At 70.2% G+C, this 19,529-nt stretch carries 16 protein-coding genes; 5 read left to right on the top strand and 11 right to left on the bottom strand.

What is annotated here, in order from left to right:
- Positions 1–71 precede the first annotated feature (71 nt).
- Together SK854_RS36115 and SK854_RS36110 are read left to right on the top strand one after the other, a co-directional pair.
- On the top strand, positions 72–299 hold the full coding sequence (locus tag SK854_RS36115; protein WP_319979630.1) for a hypothetical protein: 228 nt from the start codon (positions 72–74) through the stop codon (positions 297–299).
- A 10-nt stretch (positions 300–309) separates the two neighbouring features.
- Positions 310–513 (top strand): cold-shock protein, encoded by a 204-nt coding sequence (locus SK854_RS36110; RefSeq protein ID WP_093601844.1) that lies wholly within the window; start codon positions 310–312, stop codon positions 511–513.
- A gap of 57 nt (positions 514–570) precedes the next feature.
- Here SK854_RS36110 and dinB read toward each other — a convergent pair whose 3' ends face one another.
- Genes dinB through SK854_RS36095 form a run of 3 tightly spaced genes read right to left on the bottom strand, consistent with a single transcriptional unit; the run spans position 571 to position 4,109 of the window.
- Positions 571–1,761 (bottom strand): DNA polymerase IV, encoded by a 1,191-nt coding sequence (gene dinB, locus SK854_RS36105; protein WP_319979629.1) that lies wholly within the window; start codon positions 1,759–1,761, stop codon positions 571–573.
- 35 nt (positions 1,762–1,796) lie between these two features.
- The gene (locus SK854_RS36100; protein WP_319979628.1) at positions 1,797–2,762 is read right to left on the bottom strand and encodes a serine hydrolase domain-containing protein; all 966 of its coding nucleotides are present in this window, start codon (positions 2,760–2,762) and stop codon (positions 1,797–1,799) included.
- Between the two features lie 9 nt (positions 2,763–2,771).
- Complete coding sequence (locus tag SK854_RS36095) at positions 2,772–4,109, bottom strand: MFS transporter (RefSeq protein WP_319979627.1); 1,338 nt, start codon at positions 4,107–4,109, stop codon at positions 2,772–2,774.
- A 164-nt stretch (positions 4,110–4,273) separates the two neighbouring features.
- On the opposite strand from SK854_RS36095, the gene SK854_RS36090 reads away from it, so the two are divergent.
- Together SK854_RS36090 and SK854_RS36085 are read left to right on the top strand one after the other, a co-directional pair.
- Complete coding sequence (locus SK854_RS36090) at positions 4,274–5,839, top strand: phospholipid carrier-dependent glycosyltransferase (protein WP_319979626.1); 1,566 nt, start codon at positions 4,274–4,276, stop codon at positions 5,837–5,839.
- 295 nt (positions 5,840–6,134) lie between these two features.
- Positions 6,135–7,940, top strand: coding sequence for a trypsin-like serine protease (locus SK854_RS36085; RefSeq protein ID WP_319979625.1), 1,806 nt, complete (start codon positions 6,135–6,137; stop codon positions 7,938–7,940).
- A gap of 69 nt (positions 7,941–8,009) precedes the next feature.
- Here the strand turns inward: SK854_RS36085 and SK854_RS36080 are convergent, their stop codons facing one another.
- Positions 8,010–9,542, bottom strand: coding sequence for a S8 family serine peptidase (locus SK854_RS36080; RefSeq protein WP_319979624.1), 1,533 nt, complete (start codon positions 9,540–9,542; stop codon positions 8,010–8,012).
- A 20-nt stretch (positions 9,543–9,562) separates the two neighbouring features.
- On the bottom strand, positions 9,563–11,125 hold the full coding sequence (locus SK854_RS36075; protein WP_319979623.1) for a S8 family peptidase: 1,563 nt from the start codon (positions 11,123–11,125) through the stop codon (positions 9,563–9,565).
- A gap of 136 nt (positions 11,126–11,261) precedes the next feature.
- On the opposite strand from SK854_RS36075, the gene SK854_RS36070 reads away from it, so the two are divergent.
- Entirely contained in the window at positions 11,262–14,159 is a 2,898-nt protein-coding gene (locus SK854_RS36070; RefSeq protein WP_319979622.1) for an ATP-binding protein, read from the top strand.
- Here the strand turns inward: SK854_RS36070 and SK854_RS36065 are convergent.
- From SK854_RS36065 to SK854_RS36040, 6 genes are all read right to left on the bottom strand, one after another.
- Positions 14,136–15,002: an SDR family NAD(P)-dependent oxidoreductase gene (locus tag SK854_RS36065; RefSeq protein WP_319979621.1), complete on the bottom strand. Its 867-nt coding sequence runs from the start codon at positions 15,000–15,002 to the stop codon at positions 14,136–14,138. The genes SK854_RS36070 and SK854_RS36065 overlap by 24 nt on opposite strands.
- Positions 14,999–15,568 carry a TetR/AcrR family transcriptional regulator gene (locus SK854_RS36060; RefSeq protein ID WP_319979620.1) on the bottom strand — a complete coding sequence of 190 codons (570 nt, stop codon included), beginning with the start codon at positions 15,566–15,568 and terminating at the stop codon, positions 14,999–15,001. Before SK854_RS36060 ends, SK854_RS36065 begins: the two co-directional genes overlap by 4 nt.
- A gap of 41 nt (positions 15,569–15,609) precedes the next feature.
- Positions 15,610–16,278 (bottom strand): response regulator transcription factor, encoded by a 669-nt coding sequence (locus tag SK854_RS36055; protein ID WP_319979619.1) that lies wholly within the window; start codon positions 16,276–16,278, stop codon positions 15,610–15,612.
- 4 nt (positions 16,279–16,282) lie between these two features.
- Entirely contained in the window at positions 16,283–17,515 is a 1,233-nt protein-coding gene (locus SK854_RS36050) for a sensor histidine kinase (protein WP_319979618.1), read from the bottom strand.
- Between the two features lie 128 nt (positions 17,516–17,643).
- Positions 17,644–18,252, bottom strand: a complete 609-nt coding sequence (locus SK854_RS36045) for a TetR/AcrR family transcriptional regulator (RefSeq protein WP_319979617.1) — start codon at positions 18,250–18,252, stop codon at positions 17,644–17,646.
- Between the two features lie 5 nt (positions 18,253–18,257).
- Positions 18,258–19,493: an MFS transporter gene (locus SK854_RS36040; RefSeq protein ID WP_319979616.1), complete on the bottom strand. Its 1,236-nt coding sequence runs from the start codon at positions 19,491–19,493 to the stop codon at positions 18,258–18,260.
- Between the last annotated feature and the right edge of the window lie 36 nt (positions 19,494–19,529).

Raw genomic sequence — 19,529 nt, 5'->3', positions numbered from 1 at the left:
CGGCAACCAGCCGCTGCGGTTCCCGATCCCCGTCCGGTCCGGCGTTTCCGGCCGGAGACAGGAGCACCGGCTTGCAGCCGGAACGCCTTTCCTCTACTTCTCCTCGATTCGGCACGACGCGCCACGCGGCGGAAGACTTCGCGCAGGCACGTCTGCACGCCGAGACCACCGAACTCCTGCACCAGCGTCAGGCCGCCAAACGAGTGGCGGAGCGTTCCCACGACGCGGTCGACTGCCGTGAACTGCTGTCCATGCTCGGCCTGGCGAACCTGCCGGCCTCCACCGCACTTCACGCATAGGGGTACGCAAGTGACTCGAGGAACCGTCAAGTGGTTCAACGGCAGCAAGGGTTTCGGCTTCATCGCGCCTGAGGGCGGCGGGCCGGACCTGTTCGTGCACCAGTCCGAGGTGCAGGGGTACGACCACCACGGCATTCCCGACAACCAGGCCGTGGAGTTCGAGGTCGGCGAGGGCCAGAAGGGCCCGCAGGCCCGCTCCGTGCGCCTCGTCTGACCGGGCTCGGAAAGTCCACTGTGGAGTGAGCAGGCCCCGGCCGCTCACTCCACGGCGTCAGTCCGGCAGCAGTGGCACCGAGATGCCCGGATCCCGTCCCAGCAGCGCCGCCCGCGTCACCGACCGGGATCCGAAGCGGTCGCGCACGTCGTCCAGCGCGGCGTCGAGAGCGGCCGGCTTCTGCTCCTCGAACGGCAGCGTCATCTGCATCGGCGCGTCGTTCTGGAGGTTCGTGAGCGACACGCCCAGCAACGTGATGCCGCGGCTTTCGATCAACGGCATCGCCGTGCCGAGCAGCTCTCTCGCCGACGCCAGCAGCACCTCGGTCTCCGTCGTCGGATGCCGCAGGGTGTGAGAACGGGTCGCGCGGCTGAAGTCGGCGAACCGCAGGCGCAGCACCACGGTCCGGCACGCGCGATGTGCCGTGCGCAGTCGCCGTGAGATGCCGTCGATCAGCGACGCGAGAACGGCGTCGAGGTCGTCACGAGTGCGTTCCCGGCGGCCCAGAGCTCGCTGCGAGCCGATCGACCGGCGGCGGCGTCCTGTGTGGACCGGACGCGGATCGTGGTTGTGCGCCAACGCGTACAGGTGCCTGCCCGCCGCGCGGCCGATCATCGAGACCAGCGCCACCTCGCCCAGCGCGGCGACCTCGCCGACCGTGCGCAGGCCCAGGCCGTGCAGCTTGGCCGCCGTCACCTCGCCGACGCCCCACAGCCGTTCGACCGGCAGCGGGTGCAGGAACTCCAGTTCGTGGTCGGCGGGCACGACCAGCAGCCCGTCCGGCTTCGCGACCCCGCTCGCGACCTTGGCGAGGAACTTCGTGCGCGCCACCCCGACCGTGATCGGCAGGCCGACCTGCTCCAGCACGGTCGCCCGCAGTCGTGCGGCGATCACCTCGGGCGGTCCGGCGATCCGGCGCAGGCCGCCGACGTCGAGGAACGCCTCGTCGATCGACAGGCCCTCGACCAGCGGCGTCGTGTCGCGGAACACCTCGAACACCGCCTTGCTCGCGGCGGAGTAGGCCGACATCCGCGGCCGCACGACGACCGCGTGCGGGCACAGTCCGCGCGCCGCCGCCCCGCCCATCGCCGTGCGCACGCCGAACGCCTTGGCCTCGTAACTCGCGGCCAGCACCACACCGCCGCCCACGATCACCGGACGGCCGCGCAGGCTCGGATCGTCCCGTTGCTCGACCGACGCGTAGAAGGCGTCCAGGTCGGCGTGCAGGATCGGGGTGCTCACGAACACATGTTCGCATCCGTCACCCGTTCAGAACAGTGTCGTCAGGACATGAGTGCACGGGCGATCGGCCACGCACCGGGCGAGGTGTTCGACAGGACCGTGATGGTCGTGCCGGTGTGCGGGTCGTGAGTGGACTTGAAGGACTCGCCGGCGTCGTACCCGGCGAGGATCACGGTGTCGGTGGTCTCGTGCAGCCAGAAGCCGAGGCCGTAGCGCAGGGACTCCTCCGGAACGTCGTGGCGTGGCCGCGTCACCTCTTCGGCGTGGTCGCCGGCGAACAACGCGCGCCAGAACTTCGACATGTCGCCCGCGGTGGTGTGGATGCCGCCGTCACCGGTCGCCAGCACGGGCAGGTGGAAGACGTTGGAGCGGTCGAGGCCCTCCAGATAGCCCACGGCCACGTCGGCGGGCAGCTCGTCGGAACGCAGGAAGTCCGTCCTGGTCAGGTCGGCGGGCCGGAGCACGCGGTCGCGGACGAGGTCGTGATAACCCTGCCCGGTGGCTCGTTCGGCCAGTAGCGCCAGCACCACGTAACCGCCGTTGCAGTAACCGAACCGCTCACCGGCCTTGAACTTCGTGGGATGCCCGTCGAGCAACGGCAGGAACGCCTCGGTCGTGGTCAGCGCGTGCACCGCGCCGATCGCGTAGTCGTCGACCTGCCAGTCGCCTTCCTCGTCGAGGTAGTCGCCGATGCCGGACGTGTGCGTGAGCAGGTGCTCGACCGTCACGTCGTCGGCGATCAGCGGAAGGTCGTCGCCCAGCAACGAGCGGGCGGTCGTGTCCAGTGCCAGCGCGCCCTCGCGGATCAGGGAGAGCACGGTCAGCGCGGTGAACCCCTTGCCGCCGCTGGCGATGCCGAACCTGGTGTCCACGGTGTTGGGCACGCCGTACGCGCGGTTCGCGAGCCCGTAGGCCTTCTCGAACTCGATCTCTCCGGCGTGGTCGATCCGCACCACGCCGGAGAAACCGGTGTCCTGAGCGATCTTGTCGATGTCTCCCAACGGCATTCGCGCAGGCTAGCCCCGCGTCAACGCCGCGCCGAAACGGTTTTCCGGTGACCGGATTCCGCGCAGCAACACCAGCGGTGCCAACGCCACGACCGCGGCGAGCGCGAAGCCGAGCCGGAAGGACGCTCCTCCCGTGAGCAGCGCCGCCGCGACCTGGACGCCCAGCGCGGCACCGATCGCCCGCGCGATCCCGCACGTGGCCGCCGCGACGCCGGTGTCCTGCTCGCCGACCGAGGAGATCGCGGCGGTGTAGGTGGCCGTGGACGCGGTCCCGACGCCGAGCCCGAGTGTTACCAGCATCCCTGCCGCGATCTGCCACGGCACCTCGTGCCATCCGGCCATGAACAACGTGCCCGCGGCCGTGAGCGTCAGGCCGGCGGCCATGGCGGTCCTGGTCCCCGCCCGCCGCGCGAACAGTCCGGACAACGGCCCGACCACGACGGCGACCAGCACGGTGGGGAAGAGGTACAGGCTGATCTCGCTGGCCGTCGCGCCGAACCCCGAAAGCAGTTGCGGCACCAGGAAGTACGTCGCCGAGTAACTCGCCCCGAGCGCCCCGGCCGTGAGACTCGCCCTCCACACCGACCGCAGGACACCGAGATCGACCAGCGGATGTGCGGCGCGGCGTTCGGCCACAACCCACCCGGCACCGAACGCGGCTGCCAGCAAGAGCAGCACCGCGGCGCCCGCAAGTCCTTGCGGCGCCAGGAAGAGCGCGAGCATGAGCGTGGCGAGCGCCAGTGCCAGCAACGCCGCACCCGGCCAGTCCAGCCTGGTGCGCCTCACCTGCCCCGGTCCCGGCAACGCGACCGGCGCGATGATCGCCACGGCCGCCACGGCCAGCGCCGGCAGCAGGAACATCCACTGCCGCGAGAAGGCGTCGGCGAGCGGCCCGGCGGCGAGCACTCCCAGTCCGCTGCCGACCGTGAACAGACCGGTGAGCACGCCGACCGCGACCGGTGTCGAGTCGGGGAAGAGCCGCCGTGCCACCACGAACGACACCGGCAGAACGCCGCCGCCCAGGCCCTGGAGGAACTGTCCGAGCAGGATCACCGGGAACGACGTCGCGAACGCCGACAGCACGGCCCCGGCCACGATGCACCAGGTCAGCACGAGCAGGATCCGCCGCCCGCCGCGGTCGTCGGCGATCTTCGCGACGATCGGCATGGTGATGGCCGACGTGATGATCAACGTCGTGGACAGCAGGCCGGCCTGGGCGGGATCGAGGCCGAGTTCGCGTTGCAGCAGCGGAAGCGCGGGGAACGGAATGCTTTCCAGGGCGCCGATCGTGACGGCCAACGCCGCCAGAACGGCCATCGCGGGGCGGGTGGATCTGAGCGTGGTCACGGCTGGTCTCCCTCGTCCGGGGCCAGTAAAGCTACAAGTTGTAGCTGAAATGCGACAGGGTCTTTCGCAACAATCTGTTGCGTAAGTGTGGAGCAACCTAATCAGCGGGCATCCCGTTTCGGAGAGTGTCGGGTTGTTCACCCACGTGAAAGGACCGCGCGGCCTTGTCGCTCGCCACGATCCAGCGCCCTGCCGAGGTGCCCCTGCCGTCCGTGCGGGTGAGAGCACCGCGGCGGTGGCTGTTCGGGCTGGCCGCGGCCGTGCTCCTGGCCCAGATGGCCATCGCGATGATCACCACGGCGGTGCAGCAGACGCCGACCATCGACGAGCCGGTCTACATCGGCGCGGCGGTCGTCCACCTGGAGCAGCACAGCCTCCGGTACAACCCGGAGCACCCGCCGCTGGGCAAACTGATCATGGCGACCGGGCTCGCGTTCGCCGACGCGCACCTCGACCCGGACTTCCAGGGCGACCAGACGGAACTCGGCCGGCACCTGCTCTACGAGTCGGGCAACGACCCCGCGAAGCTGTTGCTCCTGGCCAGACTGCCGATGATCGTCCTCACGCTGCTGTTCGGCGTGGTGGTGTTCCTGTTCGCCACGGACATCACGAACCGAACGGGCGGGCTGCTCGCGCTGGCCCTCTACGCGTTCTCGCCCGATCTCATCGCGCACGGATCGCTGGCCACGCTGGACGTCCCAGCGGCCGGGTTCGTGCTCACGTCGGTCTGGCTGGTGTGGCGGGCGCGCGCCAACCCCGCGCTCTACCTGCCGCTCGCCGCATTGGCCCTCGGCGCGGCACTGGCGACGAAGATGAACACCCTGGCCGCCGTCCCGGTGGTGCTGTTCCTGGTGTTCTGGCACGCCCGCGCCAAAGCCGCGCTCGCCGTGCTGCTGATCGCGCTCGCCGTGGTGTGGGTGTCCTACCTCGCCGTGGATCCGTTGCTGCGCTGGGAGTCCCCGCCGGACCTGCCGTCCGCGCCGGTCGGCTGGCTGCCGTTCCCCGAGCCCTACCTCGACGGGATGCGCGTCCAGGCCGGTTTCGAGAACCGGGTCTGGGGCGGCTACCTGTTCGGCACGCACTACGAGGGTTCGCACTGGTACTACCTGCCGGCCGCGTTGCTGGTGAAGACACCGCTGGGCGCGCTGCTCCTGTGGGCCGCCGGTGCCGTCGCCCTGATCAGACGTCCCGCGGCGGCGTACGTCCTCGCGCCCGCGGCCGTGCTGCTGGCCGTGGCCATGACAGGCAGCCGCGACCTCGGCGTCCGCTACGCGATCTTCGTGCCGATGTTCCTCGCGGTCGCCGCCGCGGTGGTCGCGCACCGGCGCTGGGCCACGCTCGCGGTCGCACTGGTCGCCGTCAGTTCACTGTGGACGTTCCCGTACTACCTGCCGTACTCCAACGAGGTGTTCGGCGGCCCGTCGAAGACCCACCTGCACCTGCACGACTCGAACGTCGACTGGGGCCAGGACCTGGGGCGGCTGGCCGAGCGGCTGAAACGCTATCCCGGCGAACGGATGTGGCTCGTCCACAAGGGCGCCGGAGTGCCCGAGCACTACGGGATCCACGCCGAAGACCCGCGCAAGGCGCCGGAAGACCAGGTGCACGGGCTGCTCGTCGTGTCCAACACGGCCATCGCGAAGGCCGACGACGTCCTCCGAGCGTTGATCGACACGAGCACGCCGATCGACGTCGTGGGCCACTCCATCACGATCTTCCGCCGTCCGTAGGGCCTGTGCCGGGGTCTGGTCCGCGACAGCCGGGCCCGAGACGGCCCCTGGTGGTACGGCCGGACGACCCACGTACAACACCGGTACGCGGACCGTCCGGCCGCACCACCAGGAACCACCTCAAGCGCGACTCTCATCGAACCAGACCCCGACACAGACCCTAGGTAGGAAAGTTCCGTACCCCTACGGATGCCGACCCTGATTGTTCCGCACGTGCAGTCCTCCGACAGTGATCGCAGCGAACGACCGCCGCCCCTGCCCTGAGGTGGGCGTTCCTGATCCGAGAGGAACCAACGTGACGAGAACACCACGGTCCTGGGGCCTGCTGGCCCTGGTCGCGGCCACGGTGCTGACGCCCGTCAGCATCGCGAACGCCGCACCGCCGAACGCCCCTGCGGCGAACTACCTGGGGGACACCGTCCCCGCGAACCTCGGTGACGCCTCGCCCATGTTCGTCGGCGGGCAGAACGCCACCGTGAGCGAGTTCCCCGGCATCATCGCGGGCATCCGCGCCGGCGGCACCCGGCCGGAGGGCCAGACCTGCACCGGCACGGTCGTGGCGCCGCGCAAGATCCTGATCGCGGCGCACTGCGCGGATGCCCAGGGGGAGAAGAAGTTCGTCTACGGGCTCGACGACCTCAAGGACTACAAGGGCGGCGCCGGCACCGGTTTCGCCGTGAACGTCGTCAGCTACAAGAAGCACCCGAAGTACGTCAACTTCGACCAGGGCTACGACGTCGCCGTCGTGACCGTGGACCGCGACATCGCTCTGAAGGGCGGTGCCGCGTACCCGAAGTTCGCCACCTCCGCGGACTCGGGCGGTGCCGCGCCGGGCAAGACCGGCCTCGGTTTCGGCTACGGCAAGAAGGACTTCAACGACAACTCGCAGGACGTCACGCTCGACAAGGCGAGCCTGCCGGTCGTCAACGGCGACAGCGTCTGCCAGGGCGTCGGCGCGGGCTTCAAGTCGGCGACCATGATCTGCGCCGGGTACTCCGACGGCCGGATCTCGATCCTGCCCGGTGACAGCGGCGGCCCGCTGATCTTCGACGGCAAGATCTACGGCGTCGCGTCGTGGAGCCGGTCGGACTTCAAGTGGTACTCGATCTACGGCCGCCTCGACAACGAGATGGGCGACTGGGTCAAGGCCGAGGTCGGCGAGCAGCCCCCGGTCGGTGACTTCGGGCTGACCGTCGCGCCGGGCAGCGGTTCGGTGGCGGCGGGCAAGACGGTGTCCGCGGGCATCACCACCACGGCCGGTTCGGGTGGCGCGGAGAACGCCACGCTGTCCGCGTCCGGGCTGCCCAGCGGCGTGAAGGCGGTCTTCCAGCCGACGTCGGTGACCACCGGCAACTCAGCCAAGGTCACGTTCGACGCCGCCACCTCGGCGCCGAACGGCACCTACGAGGTCTCGATCACCGGCACCACGTCGAGCGGGAAGACGGCGTCCGGCAAGTACTCGCTGACCGTCACCGGTGGTGGCGACCCGCAGCCGGGCGACTTCACGCTGGGAGCCTCGCCGAGCAGTGTCAAGGCGGCCAAGGGCAAGTACGTCTCCACCACCATTTCCACCGACGGCGGTGGCCAGACGATCACCCTGTCGGCGTCCGGTGTGCCCAGCGGCGTGAAGGCCACGTTCCAGCCGACGTCGGTCGGCGCGGGCAGTTCGTCGAAGCTGACGCTGGACGTGTCCAGCACCGCGACCGCCGGAACCTCCAGCATCACGGTCACCGGCACCGACGCGGGCGGGAAGACCGCCACCACCACGGTGTCGCTCACGGTGGAGGGCACCGACCCGCCGACCGGTGACGTCACGGTGACCGCCTCGCCGTCGTCGGCCAGCGTCAAGCAGGGCCTGCTGGCCCAGACCGTGGTGAAGGCCAGTGGTGGCACCGGAAACCTGACGCTGACCGCGTCCGGCGTGCCCACCGGCGCCCAGATGTCGTTCAACCCGGCGACGGTCGGCCAGAACGGCAGCAGCAACGTCTGGATCTTCACGAACTTCTCCACCCCGCCCGGCACCTACCCGATCACCGTCAAGGCCACCTCGGCGGACGGGAAGACCGGCACGACGACGTTCACGCTGACCGTCACCCGCTAGACCCTTCTGGGGAGCAGGGAAGAGCCCCGGAGCCACATCGGCTCCGGGGCTCGTTCCGTTGCGCGACAATCAGACCGTGAGGGTCCAGGTGTCGATGTTGCCGGTGTCGTAGGTGTAGATGTCCTTCACCTGCAGCTTCCACGTGCCGTTGCGCGCCTCGGAGGAGAGGTCAACGGTGTAGGTCTCGTGGATGCCGGAGGAGGACGAAGCCCCGCCGGCCTTCTTGAGGACGTAGGACTTGCCGGACGGGCTGACCAGGTCGACGGCCAGATCGCCGGTGTAGGTGTGGTTGACGTCGACCTTGACGGTTGCCGAGGCCGTGGAGTTGCCGGTGCAGCCCGAGATCGTCACCGACGACGAGACGGCAGACCCGGCGTCCGGAATGGACACGTCGTCGCCGTTCGTGCCGGGACCGCACTCGGGGTTGGGCCCGCCGCCGATGAAACCGCTGTACAGCAGCTTGTTCGGCGAACCGGTACCCGGGTTGGTGACCTTGCCGGAGGTGGCGTTGTTCACCAGGGCGTCGCGCAGGGCCTGGGGGCTCGCGGACGGGTTGGCCGACAGGTGCAGGGCCGCGACCCCCGCGACGTGCGGGGTGGCCATGGACGTGCCGGACATGTTCGTGCTGCCGCCGTTCAGCCCCAGCGAGGTGATGTTGTCACCCGGCGCGAAGATGTCCGTGCAGGTGCCGTAGTTCGAGAACGAGGCACGCGCGTCGTTGGACGAGGTCGCGTTCACCGTGATCAGCGACGCGATCTTGGCGGGACCGGTGGAGCAGGCGTCCGTCGAGCTGTTGCCCGACGCGACGGCCATCTGCACACCGGAGGCGACCATGCCGGCAATCGCGTCGTTGCCGATGTCGGCGGTGTCGAAGGTCCAGGAAGCGTTGACCACGGCGGGCTTCTTCGCGTTCGCCGTGATCCACTCGATGGCCTTGACCCCGGCCGAGTCAGGACCGTTGCCCGTGCAGCTCGTGCCGAGCATGCGGACCGAGACCAGCTTGGCCTTCTTCGCCACGCCATAGGTCTTCGACCCGACCGTGCCCGCCACGTGCGTGCCGTGGCCCGAGCAGTCCTGACCGTTCTGGCCGTCCTCGATGAAGTCGGCGCCCACGGACGCACGTCCCTCGAAGTCGGCGATCGACGTCTTCACACCGGTGTCGGTGATGTAGACCGTCACGTTCGACGCGCCGCCGCTGGGGTAGTTGAACTTCTTGTCCAGCGGCAGCGAAACCTGGTCCACGCGGTCCAGGCCCCACGTCGGGTTGTCCTGCACGTCCAGCGCCTTCGCGGTGCCGTCCTGGTAGACGGCCTTGACGGCGGGGTCGGCCGCCAGCTTCCGCGCGCCGGCCTCGGTCAGGTTCTTGACCTGGAAACCGCGCATGGCGTGGGAGAACACGGCGTCGAGCTTGCCGCCGTACTTCTGGGTGAGAGCGCTCGACGTCGACTGGATCGCGGCGCCGGGCTTGAGGGACACGATGAAACTGCCGCCGGCCACGGGGTTGCGGGCCTTGACGAAGTCGGCTTCGGCCGCCTGCGCCGGGGTGGCCAGCAGGGCGGAGGCGACGATCAGAACGGCGAGCCCGCAGGTGGTGCGGTGCATGGGAAGTCCTTCCGTGCTCGTCAGAACGTCAGGGTCCAGGTGTCGATGTTCCCGGCGTCGTAGGTCCAGACGTCGGTCACCTGCAACTTCCACGTGCCGTTGCGGTTCTCCGCGGAGGCGTCGACCGTGAAGGTCTCGTGCACACCGGCGGACGAGGTCGCGCCGCGAGCCTTCTTGAGGCTGTAGGTCGCACCGGACGGACCGACCAGGTCGATGGCCAGATCAGCGGTGTACGGGTGGTTGATGTCGACCTTGACCTTGGTTCCGGTCGAGGCCTTGCCCGTGCAGCCGGTCACGTTCACCGACGACGTCACCGCGGTGTTGGTGTCCGGAATGGACACGTCGTCGCCGTTGGTGGCGGCGGCACACGGCTCGGGGTCCGGGCCACCGCCGCCGATGAAGCTGATGTTCAGCAGCTTGTTCGGCGAGCCCTGCAGGTCGGTGATCTTGCCGGTCGTGGCGTTGTTCACCAGCGCGTCGCGAACCTGGGCAGGGGTCGCGGACGGGTTCGCGGACGCGTACAGAGCGGCGGCACCGACGACGTGCGGGGTGGCCATCGAGGTGCCGCCCATCGACGTGGTGCCGCCGCCGTTCTTGGTCGACGTGATGTTCGAACCGGGCCCGAAGAGGTCGACGCAGGAGCCCCAGTTCGACGCCTGCCCGCCGGTGTAGATCGAGCGCTTGTCGGCCGAGTCGCTGGCGGCCACCGTGATGGCCTCCGGCACGCGGGCGGGGGAGGTCTGGCAGGCGTCGCCGTTGTTGTTGCCCGCCGCCAGGCCGAACGTCACGCCCGCCGCGATGGCGCGCTTCACCGCGTTGTCCACAGTGGAGTCCGCGCCGCCGCCGAGGCTCATGTTCGCCACGGCGGGCTTCTGCGCGTTCTGCGCGACCCAGTCGATGCCCTTGATGATCTGCGAGTACTGGCCGTTGCCGGAGCAGTCGAGCACGCGCACCGCGACCAGGTTGACCTTCTTCGCCACGCCGTACGTCTTCGACCCGACCGTGCCGGCGACGTGCGTGCCGTGGCCCTGGCAGTCCGAGGCGTCCGCGTCGTTGTCGATGAAGTCGTAACCGTCCTTGGCCCGGCCCTCGAACTCGGTGTGCGCCTTGTAGATCCCGGTGTCGAGGATGTACGCGGTCACGTTCGACGCGGTGTTCGGGTAGGTGTACTTCGCGTCGACCGGCAGGTTCGCCTGGTCGATCCGGTCCAGGCCCCACGTCGGGTTCGTCTGGGTGTCGGACATCCGCGCCCAGCCGTCCTGCTGCAGGTAGGCGACCGACGGGTCGGCCGCGAGCCTGCGCGCCGCCGCCTCGTCCAGCTTCACCGCGAAGCCGCGCACCGACGCCACGTAGGTGTTGCTGACCTTGCCGCCGTGCTTGCGGGCGAGGTCGAGCGCCTTGGCGTTGGTGGTGGGAACGTCGCTGGCGCCGTCCTTGAACACGACGATGTAGCTGCCCGCGACGGGCTGGGCGGACTGCTGGATCGAACCCGTCTGGGCGGAAACAGGGCTGCTCACCGCCGCTGCGACGGCCAGGCCGATGCCCGTCGCCGCGAGCACGCGTGTTGTGCGATCGAGTCGCATCTCTGGTTCTCCGTTCTCCGGCCGCCTCGGCAGGGGTGGGCGACCACGTGCGGATCACCATCGGGCGGCGGGGAACGGCGAACAATCCGGATATCGCTACGTAGGGATACCCGTCTTTCGCCTAACATCGGTGCGGATGAGCCGGACACCGAAGTCCAGGGCGCGGCGCTGCGACCCCGGCGGACTGATGCGCACGAGCTCGCCGGTGCTGGTGGGGCGAGGTGACCAGCTCGGCGCGCTGCGAGCCGCCGTGCCGAGCCATCCCGCGGTGATCATGATCGAGGGCGAGGCCGGCGTCGGTAAGTCACGCCTGGTGCGTGAGCTGCTCGACGCGGATCTCGGCCCGATCTCCGTCCTCATGGGCCACTGCCAGCCGGTGGGGGAGCCGTTCCCGTACGGCGCGGTGCTGGAGGCCTTGCGCGACTGCACGGAACGCTTGGCGCGCAACCATTCACGGCTGAGCCCGGTGTCGGGTGCGCTCGGTTCACTGTTGCCGGAACTCGCCGAGTACCTGCCCGCGCCACCGCCTCCGACCGGTGACCCTCGGGCCGACCGGCATCGGTTGTTCCGCGGGATGCGCGAGCTGCTCGGCGTGCTCGGACCGGTGCTGCTGGTCGTCGAGGACCTGCACTGGGCCGACGACGGGTCTCGGCAGCTGCTGCGGTTCCTGATGGGCGACCCACCGGCGAATCTGTCCATCGTGGTCACCTACCGGCGCGAGGACGTGCCGGGCGGGGTCCCGCTGGGATCGGCGTACCGGCCGCCGACCGGGATCACCAGCGCGTTGCTCGAACTCGAACCGCTCGACGTGGCCGAGGTCCGTGCGCTCACGTCCGCGATTCTCGACGGCGAACCCGTGTCGCTGGAGTTCGCGGCCAAGCTGCACGAACGCACGGCGGGCATCCCGTTCGTCGTCGAGGAAACGTTGCGGGCGTTGCGGAATCCGGCCGGTGCCGTGCACGCGGACGGCGCCACGGCCCGTCGGTTGCTCGACAACGTGGACGTGCCCGTCCTGCTGCGCGACGCCATCGCCGAGCGCCTCGCCGCACTGCCCGCCGCGGCCACCCGGTTGGTGCAGGCCGCCGCCGTGCTGGGCGCGCCCGCGTCCGTGGAACTGCTCGGCGAGGTGGCCGAGATCAGTGAGAGTCGTGCGGCTCTGACGCACGCGCTGACGGGCCACGTTCTGCACGAGGTCGACGCACGGCGCTACGGCTTCCGGCACGCTCTGGCTCAGCAGGCCGTGTACGACACGTTGGGCGGACCGGACCGGCAGGAGCTGCACCGCCGTGCCGTCGAGGTGCTCGACCAGGTCGAACCGCGTCCGCTGGTGCAGCTCGCCGAGCACAGCGAACGCGCCGGGCGCACGTCGGCGTGGCTGCGCTACGGCGAGGCCGCCGCGGACAGGGCCGTGGAGAACGGCGACGCGACCACGGCCACCGCCCTGCTGCAAAGGCTGCTGCTCGACCCCGCCGTGCCCGCGGACGACGTCGACCGGCTCGCGATCAAGCTCGGCCAGATCGCCCACCAGGGCCTGGACCAGCTCGATCCGACGGAGGCGCTCGAACGCCTGCTGTCCGACCGCCGCCTGTCGACCGCCGCGCGCGGCCAGGTGCGCCTCTACCGGGGCGTGTTGCTGATCCGGCAGGCAGGTGGTGTCGAGGAGGCCCGTTCCGAGCTCGAACGGGCGGTCGCCGACCTCACCGAGCGCCCGGACCTGGCCGCCCGCGGGGCCGCCGTGCTGGGCCTGTCCTACCTGGGCGGCACCCCGATGAGCGAGGTGCTGCCGTGGCTCGACCAGGCGGCCCGCTCCCGTGCGGAGTCCGACGATCCCGAGCTGAAGATGTCGTTGTACGCCAACGAGATCGGGTCGCGTATGCACACCGGCGACCCGGCCGTGCTGCAGCGGCTGGAGTTCCTGCCCGCCGCCACCCCCGGCGAACTGCGCCAGCTGGCCCGCGCCCACTGCAACCTCGCCGACGCGCTGACCACGACCGGTCACTTCGAGCTGTGCGCCGACCTGCTGCGCAACGGCCTGAGGTATGCGGCGGAGTGCGGTGCCCCGTTCGTCGCGAGCACCGCGCACGCGACCAGGGCCCGGCTCGACTGGCTGACTGGCGACTGGGACGGCCTCGCGGAGCGCGCGGTGACCCTGCTCGACGAGTATCGCGACCTGTTTCCGCTGGCCAGCGAGCTGTGCCTGATCCTGGGATCGCTGGCGACAGCCCGCGGCGAGTGGGCGGAGGCGACCAGCTACCTGACCGAGACCGGCGCGTTCGCTCCCGAGGAGTCGATCGCCCCGGTCGCTGTCGCCGGGTGCGCTGCTCTCGCCAGGACCATGCTCGCGCAGGACGAGATCACCCGTGCTTGCGTGGACGTCGACCGCGGGCTGGCGATCGTGCGCACGAAGGGCGTGTGGGTGTGGGCGACCGAACTGGGCCCGGTCGCCGTGGCCACGTTCCTCGCGGCCGGGCGCGAGACCGACGCCGAGACGCTGATCGAGGAGATCGCCGCGGGGATCGAGGACCGGGACGCCCCGATGGCGTTCGCTTCGTTGGCTTGGTGCCGTGGCCTGCTCGCGGAGGCACGCGGTCAGCTCGACCCCGCCGTGTTGCTCTACCGGGAGGCCGCCGACAGGTACTCGGCGTTGCCCGCGCCGTACCTCACCGCCTTGGTCGCCGAACGCGAGGCCGCCTGCCTGCTGCCCGGCGACCAGGAGAAGGCGGCGGAGATCCTGTCGGCGCTCGTCGACACGTTCGACGGACTGGGCGCCACTCGTGACGCGGCCCGCTGCCGGCACCAGTTGCGCGGCATCGGTGGCGGCAAACCGTCGCGGCGGGGCAGGCGCGGGTACGGCGACGAGTTGTCGCCCCGCGAGCAGGAGGTGGCGCGGCTGCTGGTCGCCGGGCACACCAACCGGAAGATCGCCGACGTGCTGTTCCTGTCGCCGCGGACCGTCGAGCAGCACGCGGCACGGGTGCTGCGCAAGCTCGGGGTGTCGTCGCGGGCCGAGCTACAGGCCGAGGACCTCGCCTAGGTCGAGTCCGGTCAGTTCGCAGCTCTTGTCCCAGAGCACCTTCGCGGTCTGCTCGTCGGTCATGTGCGCGTGCGGCTTTTCGAGGTGCGGCTTGCCGCGCAGGCCGAACTGACGCGGACCCCAGAGCTGCCCGCCTTCGACGTCGGGGTCGAGAGCCGCGTGCACCGCTGGCCGGGCGCCATCGTCCTTGCCGTGCAACAGGAGTCCGGCGATCCGGGTGGACGCGGGACGGGTGTGGACGCCCGGCCGCGAGGGCGTCAGGGAGTCCAGGGCGCCGCCGGGGTGGACGACGACGCTCATGGCGTTGCTGCGGGCGGCGCGAAGGCGTCGGTCGAGTTCGAAGCCGAAGCTCATCTGGGCCAGCTTGGAGCGCCCGTAGGCGCGCTTCTGGTCGTAGTCCTCAGTGGACTGGAGGTCGGCGAGGTCGAGCCGTTCGGAGCGGGCGGCGAAGCTGCCGACCGTGATGATCCGGGCGCCGGTGAGCAGGGGCGCCAGCCAGTAGGTGAGCGCGAAGTGCCCGAGGTGGTTGGTGGCGAACATCAGCTCGTGGCCGTCGGAGCTGACGAGACGAGACGTCTCGTCTCGTGCGATGCCCGCGTTGAACACGACCGCGTCGAGCGGCTCGAGTCCGTCCACGGAGGACTTCAACGACGGCAGGTCGGACAGGTCCAGCGGCGTGTGGTGGACGACAGCACCGGGGACCCGCGCCCGGATCGACGCCGCGGCCGTCTCCGCCTTGGCCTGGGAACGGCTGCCGAGCACGACTGTCGCTCCGGCTTCGGCGAGTTGTTCGGCGGTGAAGTAGCCGATGCCGGCGTTGCCGCCGGTGACCAGGACGTTCACAGGGCGGGCCATCCTCGCTTGAGGTGGGCGAAGGCCTCGGCGAGCGCGGCGGCGCGATCGGGCCGGGCCGAGGCCAGGTCGGGGGTCTCCAGGACGTAGCGGGCCAGCACGTGCAGCGAGTCGTCCGGTTCGTCGAGACCGGTGGCTTCGGCGAGCAGCGCGGCGAGCGTGTCCTGGCAGGCGATCCAGACCGTGCGGGCGTACGCCCACAGCGCCGGGGTGGCCAGGATCAGGTCCATCCGCCGCCGGTACTCCTCGGGGAGGTCCTCGCGGAACGGTGCCCGGCCGGCGAAGAACGCGTGCAGGGCGTCGAGCGGGGAGGTGCCCTCCGGGCGTTCGCGGACCGCTGCCGTCAACGACGCTTCCCGTTCGCCGCTGTCGTCGAGGATGAGGGCTTCCTTGCCGGCCGGGAAGTGCGCGAACAGCGTCGCGATCGCGGTGTCGGCGGCTTCGGCGATCTCCTTCACGGTCACGTTGTCGTAGCCGCGTTCGAGGAACAGCTCCAGCGCCGCGTCGGCCAGGGTCCTGCGGGTCGCCGCCTTCTTGCGGTCGCGTCTGCCCGTCATGACCCCAGCATAGGCAGAACGGTTCTGAAATTGAAACCGTTCTAGTTTTGTCCGGGAACGATGACGCCCATCTCGTAGGCCGCGACGATCGCCTGCGCCCGGTCCCGCACCCCGAGCTTGGCGAACACCCTGCTGACGTGCGTCTTCGCGGTCTGCTCCACGATCACCAGCGCGGCGGCTATCTCGGTGTTCGACAACCCGCGCGCGACCAGCCGCAACACCTTCAGCTCCTGCGCGGTGAGCCGGTCCGCGCGTCCCGGCTCGACCGGGTCCTGCCGGCGTGCGGCGAACTCCGCGATCAGCCTGCGTGTCACGGCCGGGGCGAACAGCGCGTTGCCCGCCGCGATCACCCGCACGGCGTTGACCAGGTCGTCCAGCGGCGCGTCCTTGAGCAGGAACCCGCTGGCACCTGCTCGCAGTGCGCCGTAGACGTACTCGTCGATGTCGAACGTCGTCAGCATGAGGACGTGCACGGTGCCGGCGAGGTCGGGGTGGCCGAGGATCTCCCTGGTGGCCTCCAGGCCGTCCATGATCGGCATGCGGACGTCCATCAGCACGACGTCCGGCTTGTCGCGGATGGCCGCGTGCACGGCGTCGGCGCCGTTGCCGGCCTCACCGACGACAGTGATGTCGGGCTGCGCGTTGAGCACGGCGCGGAAACTCTGCCTGACCATCGTCTGGTCGTCGACGATCAGCACCCTGATGTTCACCCGGTCATTCCCCGTTCCCGTTCAACGGCAGCGTCACCGCCACGACGAACCCACCGCGCTCATCCGGTCCCGCGCTGAACGCACCGTCGAGGGCCGTGACCCGTTCACGCATCCCCAGCATGCCGTGCCTGGCCCTGCCGTCCGTGGGCGGTGGAGGCTCCGCCGCCGCGCCGTTGGCGACCACCAGCCGAAGTTCCTGAGGAGACGAGGAGATCTGGACGTCCACAGTGGATCCCGGTGCGTGCCGGACGGCGTTGCTCAGCGCTTCCTGGACGATCCGGTACGCGGACAGCGCCACTCCATCAGGCACGTCCCGCACGGTCCCCTCGATCCGCGACGACACCTCGACTCCCGCGCCGCGCAACCGGTCGGCCAGTTCGGCGATCTCCTCCACGCGCGGCTGCGGCGCGGTCTCCAGTTCGCCGTTCTCGTTGCGCAGCACGCCCAGCAGCCGCCGCATCTCGGAGAGGCCTTCGCGGGCGGTGGACTGCATCTCGTCGAATTCGTCGAGCAGTTCCAGTGGCAGATCGGCGAACCGGTACCGGGCGCTTCCCGCGCGCAGGGCGAGCACGGACATGTGGTGCGCCACGACGTCGTGCAGTTCGCGGGCGATGACCGCGCGTTCCTCCAGCGTGGTGGCCCGCGTCCGCTGTGCGGCGCTGTCAGCCTCGGCGATGCGGCGCAACCGCATCGCGTTGCCGAGGACGAGCGCCCCGCCCACGACGGCGCTCACCATGAGCGCGCTCGGCAGGTAGCCGCCGAGCCAGGGCCACGCGGCGGCGACGGTGAACAGGAACACCCACGTCAGAACGGTGTGACGGTAGTTCTGCGCGACGATCAGCAGTACCGCCGTGGTCGCGAGGATCAGCCCGGGCGACCAGGGGAGGAGCCACTCGTCGCTCCAGAGCCAGTTGATCAGCGGCGTCAGCGCCACCAGCAGCGCGGTGATCCGCCAGGACCACAGTGGACGTCGGAGCGTCAGCAGCACCGCGCCCGCCGCGGTCGCCGTGAACCACCAGCCCGGGACCGGGTAGTCCCAGCCGTACCGTCCTGGCGGGACGATCACGTCCAGCAGGACGACCAGCGCGGCCAGGGCACAGGTGATCCCCAGCCGGACGTGCCGCCACCGCTCCGGGGACGGTGTCCTGACCAACCGCTTCCCGGCGAAGAGCGTGGCGACGCAGGTGGCGAGGAACTGCCTGACCTCAGCGAACATCGACTTCCGGTTTCCGGTCATGCGAGAACGCTCGCAGAACGCCGCCCGCGGATCGTCGTACCGCGGCGTTGACTCCGTGCGCTACCACCGTAGCCATGATCGGGTCGTGCTACCGGGGTAGCACGGTCTTCATCGGGAACGCCGCGCCGTCAGCGCCAGACCTCGGCGAGGTTGCGGTCGAACATGGTCGCGACCGACACCAGTGCCGCGTCGAGATCGACCTTCCCGGGATCGACGAGTGCCTGCAGGTGGATGCCGAGGAGCGCGCCGTTCAGCGCCACGGCGGCGGTGCGTTCCTGCTCGGCGGCCTTCTCCGGATCGGCTGTGACAGGGCGTTTGAGGCGCAGCAGGACCTCGATGCCCTCGCGTCGCCGGGCGAAGAACTCCCGGTACTGCTCCTGCACGACACCGCGTTCGCTCAGCGCCTCGACCAGGATCATGAACACCAGCGCGGAGTTGCCGCTCCTGAGCAGTTCGGCCGTCTCCGCGAACACCTCGGTCAGCGACGGCACGGACTCGTAGCGCTCGGCCGGCCAGATCCGCCCGACCACGCGTTCCACCACGGCCATCACGAGGCCGTCCTTGTTCTTGAAGTGCCACGGGATGGAACCGCGGCTGATGCCCGACCGCTTCGCGATGTCCACAAAGGACGTGCGGTCGAACCCGCGTTCGGCGAAGAGCTCCTCGGCGGCGTCCAGGATGCGGCGGCGGCTCTCGTCGCCGATCTCGTCGATCCGGCGCGGCCCAGGGGAGTTCACGGCGATCATCGTACGACCCCGGCGAGGTCGTGCGGCACGTGCCGAGCGGTCCCGACCAGCACCAGGCCCGCCACGATCGAGGCCGCGGGCGCCACCACGGCGACCGCGGCCTGGTCGCCCCACAACCACGCCGCCGCACCGGTGAGCGCCGCGCCGCCGAGCCCGCCGATCACCGCCGTGCAGACGCCGATCAGCGCGAACGCCGTCGCCCGGAACTCCTTCGGTGTCACCGAGGCCACGACCAGGCTCAGCGGAACGATGCCCGCGAACGTCATCGCCTGGACGATCATCCCGACGGCCACGTAGGTCGTGACGTCCGGCGCGTACGCCTGCACCGCGAACCCGACGCCCAGCACGGAGAGCGCGCCTGCCGCGAGGTGCAGACAGGCCTGGGGGCTGCGCCGGAACAGCCTGTCGCTGACGGACCCGCCGAGCGCCGCGCCGAGGAGCCCGCCGAGCGCGCAGGCCGAAGTGATGAGGCCGCGAGCCATCGCGTTCTGCCCGAACTGTTCTTCGAGGATGACGTTCATGTAGATCGGCACCGTCGTGGCGCACATGCCGAACGCGCCGAGCGCGACCACGACTCGCACGACCGTGCGGATCTTCTTCACACTGTTCAGTGCGTCTCGTGGTGTCGTCGTGGCGTGCTTCCGGACCGGTTCGGGGAGGCGGAGCGCGGCCAGGCCGAGCAGCAGTGCGGGAACGGCGAGGAAGGCGAACGCCCAGCGCCAGGCCTCGTGCTCCTCGGGGATGAACGCCGCGAAGGCCGCCGCCAGCAGGGGACCGGTGACGATGCCGAGCGGTTGCCCGCCGCGGTGCAGCCCGAGCACCCGCCCTCGCCCGGCCGGCGGGTAGGCGTCGACCAGCAGTGACGACTGGATCGGGCCCTCGTTGGCCTTGCCGACGCCCGCGACCACGCGAACCGCGACGGCCTGCCAGAGGTTCTGGACCGTTCCCAGCACTCCGGCGGCCGCGGCCCAGACGAGGGTGGCGACGCCCGCGATCGTCGTGCGGCGGTGCCGGTCGCCCAGCAGGCCGAGTGGCAGTGCGGCGAGAGCGACCATCACCCCGGCCAGGGCGCCGAGGACGCCGACGGCCGAGGTGCTGATGCCGAGCGACTCGCGGATCTCGGGCGCGAAGACCACGAACATCACGTTGTCGACGCTGTCCAGGACCTGCAGGCCGACCAGGACGCCCACGGTGGCGCGGCCGCCGGCGGAGAGAACCTCGCGTAAAGGCATTGGATGCATGCTGAGCAGGCTACTGTGTTGGTCAGC

It is taken from the genome of Lentzea sokolovensis (assembly GCF_033949975.1).
GTDB classification, from domain to species: domain Bacteria; phylum Actinomycetota; class Actinomycetes; order Mycobacteriales; family Pseudonocardiaceae; genus Lentzea; species Lentzea sokolovensis.
This window is presented reverse-complemented; position numbering and strand designations above follow the sequence as displayed.